The organism is Corallococcus sp. AB049A (assembly GCF_003668885.1).
In the GTDB taxonomy this organism is placed as follows: domain Bacteria; phylum Myxococcota; class Myxococcia; order Myxococcales; family Myxococcaceae; genus Corallococcus; species Corallococcus interemptor.
In genome coordinates this window covers 1-2,507 of the sequence record NZ_RAWL01000695.1, presented here as the reverse complement: position 1 = coordinate 2,507, position 2,507 = coordinate 1, and the positions used below count along the sequence as shown (strand labels likewise).

The following is a 2,507-nucleotide window of genomic DNA, read 5'->3' as shown; positions in this document are numbered from 1 at the left end:
GCTCATGAGCGCGCCCCCTTCCGAAACCGAACAGGCCCTGAGGGCCGAGGTCGAACGTCTGCGGCTGCGCTTGCGCGACGCGGGCCTGGATGACGGCGCCGACGCGCGCGTGAAGCACGAACAGCTGCGGCTGGCGCAGGAGGCGGGCGGCATTGGCGTGTTCACGTTGGACATCGCCACCAACCTGATGACGGTGACGCCGGAGTTCTGCCGGCTGTACGGCGTGCCCATCACGGAGACGCTGCCCGCGACGGACATCGAGGCGCTGGCGCTGGAGGAGGACCGGCGCCATGTGTCCAACGCGCGCACCCGGGCCGCGGGGCAGGTCACGCCGTCGGTGGAGTACCGCGTCCGCAAGCGGGACACCGGCGAGGTGCGGTGGATCCACCGGCGCGCGTCGCTGGTGTACGACGCGGCCGGCAAGCCGGTGCAGCTCGTTGGCATCGCCCAGGACGTCACCGAGCGCCACCTGGCCGACGACGCGCTGCGCGCGGCGAACGAGCGCGTGCAGCTGGCGCTGAACGCCGAGGCGATGATTGGCACCTGGGTGTGGGACGTGCCCGGCAACCGCGTCGTCGCGGACGAGCGCTTCGCGCACTCCTTCTCGCTGGATCCGATGCAGGCGCGCGAAGGACTGCCCCTTGAGCAGTTCGTGGCGGCCATCCACCCGGAGGACCGGCCCGGGGTGGAGGCCGTCATCGCCCGCGTGCTGAAGGCGGGCGGTGCGTACCGCGCCGAGTACCGCGTGCGCCGCGCCGACGGCGTCTACCGGTGGGTGGAGGCCAGCGGCCACTGCCACCTCTCCGCGCAGGGCAGGCCGCTGCGCTTTCCCGGCGTGCTGGTGGACATCGACGCGCGCAAGCACGCGGAGCTGCGGCAGGCGGCGCTGCTGGACATGGCGGACCGGCTGCGCGAGGCCACGTCCCCGGACGCCGCCGCGCAGCTGGCCATGGAGGTGGTGGGGCGGCTGCTGGGCGTGCCGCGCGCGGGCTACGGCACGGTGGACGCGGCGCACGCGCTGGTGCTGATGCACCCGAACTGGGTGGCGTCACCGGACGTGGGGCGCGTGGAGGGGGTGCACCGCTTCCACGACTACGGCGTGTTCCTGGAGGACCTGCTCAAGGGCCAGGTGGTGGCCATCCCGGACGTGCGGGAGGACCCGCGCACGGCGCCGCGGGCGGCCACGCTGGAGCAGGTGGGCATCCGGGCGCTGTTCAACATCCCCCTCCTGGAGCACGGCCGGTTCGTGGCGGTGCTGTTCCTGCACGACGTGCAGCCGCGCGTGTGGACGGACGAGGAGATTGAGCTGTGCCGCAACGTGGCCGACCGCGTGTGGGCGACGCTGTCCCGGCTCAAGGCGCTGGCGGACCTGAAGAAGGCCAACGAGACGCTGGAGGAGCGCGTGGAGCAGCGCACGCGGGAGCGCGACCGCGTGTGGAACGTGTCCCAGGACCTGCTGGTGGTGGGGAGCCTGGCGGAGGGGAGGTTCCTCAGCGTCAACCCGGCCTGGACGCGGATGCTGGGGTGGACGGAGGAGGAGCTGCTGGGCCGCACGTCGGAGTGGCTGGAGCGCCCGGAGGACTACGCGCGCACGCGCGCCGAGGTGCACAGCCTGGAGGGAGGAAATCCCACGCTGAGCTTCGAGAGCGCCTACCGCTGCAAGAACGGCGGCTACCGGCGCATCTCCTGGACGGCGGTGCCGGTGCCGGAGGACGGCGTGCTGTACGCCAGCGGGCGCGACGTCACGGCGCAGCGGCAGACGGAGGACCAGCTGCGGCAGGCGCAGAAGATGGAGGCGGTGGGCAAGCTCACGGGCGGCGTGGCGCACGACTTCAACAACCTGCTCCAGGTGGTGGGCGGCAATCTCCAGTTGCTCCAGCGCGACCTCGCGGGCAACGAGCGGGGGTTGAGCCGGGTGCGCTCGGCGCTGAGCGCGGTGGAGCGCGGGGCGCGGTTGTCGGGGCAGTTGCTGGCGTTCTCGCGGCGGCAGCCGCTGGAGCCGCGCTCCTTGAGCCTGGGCCGGCTGCTGCGGGGAATGGATGACCTGTTGCGCCGCGCGCTGGGCGAGGACGTGGAGCTGGAGACGGTCATCGGCGGCGGGCTGTGGAACACGCTGGCGGATCCGCACCAGCTGGAGAACGTCATCCTCAACCTGGCCATCAACGCGCGCGACGCGATGGGAGGCGCCGGGAGGCTGACGCTGGAGCTGAGCAACGCGTCGCTGGACGACCACTACGCGCAAGCCCACCCGGAGGTGCTGGCGGGGTCGTACGTGCTGCTGGCGGTGTCCGACACGGGCGGGGGCATGACGCCGGAGGTGATGGAGCGCGCGTTCGAGCCCTTCTTCACCACGAAGCCGGAGGGCCGGGGCACGGGCCTGGGGCTGAGCATGGTGTACGGCTTCGTGAAGCAGTCCGGCGGCCACGTGAAGCTCTACAGCGAGCTGGGGCACGGCACGACGGTGAAGGTGTACCTGCCGCGCTCCTTCCAGCCGGAGACCCCGGTGA

The 2,507-nt window shown here is 72.2% G+C and carries 1 protein-coding gene; it reads left to right on the top strand.

Features of this window, described 5'->3' with window-relative positions; all coding sequences use genetic code 11:
* Window positions 1-4 precede the first annotated feature (4 nt).
* A partial coding sequence (locus D7X55_RS38360) for a PAS domain-containing protein (protein WP_121725621.1) occupies window positions 5-2,507 on the top strand: 2,503 nt, incomplete at its 3' end.